Origin of the sequence: Sulfurimonas sp. (assembly GCF_027056685.1) — a bacterium.
GTDB lineage: Bacteria > Campylobacterota > Campylobacteria > Campylobacterales > Sulfurimonadaceae > Sulfurimonas.
The window spans coordinates 1-1,789 of sequence record NZ_JALUKE010000247.1 but is presented as its reverse complement, the minus strand read 5'-3'; the positions used below and the strand labels follow the sequence as shown (position 1 = coordinate 1,789).

Below are 1,789 nucleotides of genomic sequence, written 5' to 3'. Positions count from 1 at the left end.
TTTTCTAAAAATTTTAGCGTTATATTTGGAACTTTTATCTCTTTTTCAAACTTCTCTACTTTGATAAATGTGACCGTCTTATCTCTTGGCCCTTGCATAATGAGCTGTAAGAATGAGTGCTGATCAACTGAGCCTATATGTCCGATGGGAGTAAGACCCGTATGGTTGCCATAAGCATCAATTTTTCCAAGTGATTCTGCCCAGAGTTGCACATACCATTTTGTAAAATCTTCCAAACAGTTCGCATAAGAAAATATGACATTTATAGGTGCCTCTTTTCTGTGCTTTGTAAGGAGTGCCGCTTTTTTGAGCAGATGGTGCTCTTTGCCGTGAAAAAAGCTCTCTACCATCTCAGAAGCTCCCTCTAAAATACTCTTTGTATCATATCCGGCTATGGTTAAAGGAACAATGCCAACAGCACTGAGCACTGAAAATCTACCACCAACATTTGCGGGAATGTTGTAAGTTTTTATTCCATACTGATGTGCAAACTTATGCAGTGCAGAATCCTCATTGGTAATAGCAATTATCTGCTCTTTTTGTGGACTTTTATAGTCAAATTCAAAACGCTCTATAACCTCTTTAAATATAGAGATGGTCTCTATGGTAAGCCCCGATTTTGAGACAACACAAAAGAGTGTTTTTGACTTTTCAATAGAAGCGAGTTTATGCGAAAGGTCGATTTCATCAGGGTTTTCCAAAAAGAGCATTCTTTTTACACCTGCAGTTTTATACTTAAAAATGGACTCTATTGCTTTTGTCCCAAGAGAAGAGCCACCTATGCCGATGACAACAACCGTATCACACTGTTTGACAAAATTATTTGTCTGTGCAAGTTGCTTGGCCTCTTCCATAATTTCCAAAGAGTCGCTGCCTAAAGTAAAATATCCTGAAGTGCCGTTCTCTTTCTCTTGTAATATTTTATCATAAGCATTTATCATAACACTTTGTAAACTTTTATCTAGTTCCCAAAGATATTCATCTTCAAACTTTATCATCATACACTCCTCTATTTTATTTTTTTAAGATAACTGACACTGAGTGGTGTTAGTGTAATATTTATGCTGTTTTTTCTTCCCTGTGCCTCTTTTGTAAGAGATGTAAAACTTCTTAACTCCTGCATTTGCCCTCCAAACTCTGTGAAGTCAGAGTTAAATATCTCTTCATAGACTCCTTTTGATGGCAGACCAAGTGGATAGCCAGTATGCTCTTTATCTGCAAAATTACAGATGATTATTACTGGTTTTTGATTTCGCGCACCTTTGCGTATAAAGGCGATGACATTTGCATTATAGTCATTCTCTTCTATCCATAAAAAGCCTTCTGGTTCTACATCGTTTCTATGCAGAGATGGCTCTGTTTTGTAAAGTCGGTTGAGCTCTTTCATACATGCTAACATTCTATGATGCAGTTTGTACTCTAAAAGATTCCAATCAAGACTTTGCTCATAATGCCACTCGTTAAACTGCGCAAACTCGCCACCCATAAAGAGCAGTTTTTTTCCAGGATGTGCCATCATAAGCGCATATAAAGTACGCAAATTGGCAAATTTGTTCTCATATTCGCCTGGCATTTTGTTGATAAGCGAGCCTTTCATATGTACTACTTCATCATGACTCAGCGGCAGTATATAGTTTTCAAAAAACATATAAACAAAACTAAAGGTCAAATCTGTGTGATGGTCTTTACGAAAGAGCGGATCTACTTTCATATATTTTAAAATGTCATGCATCCAACCCATATTCCACTTATAGCCAAAACCAAGCCCATTTTTATCGACAGGGCCTGT

General features: G+C 37.2%; 2 protein-coding genes. Both read right to left on the bottom strand.

All coding sequences use genetic code 11. The annotated features are described in order from the left end of the window. Nucleotides 1-998, bottom strand: a 998-nt coding sequence (locus tag MVY38_RS10850) for a glucose-6-phosphate isomerase (RefSeq protein WP_297486180.1), incomplete at its 3' end; no start/stop codon positions are given. Between the two features lie 11 nt (nucleotides 999-1,009). Then, on the bottom strand, nucleotides 1,010-1,789 hold a 780-nt coding region (locus tag MVY38_RS10845; RefSeq protein ID WP_297486177.1), incomplete at its 5' end, for an alpha amylase C-terminal domain-containing protein.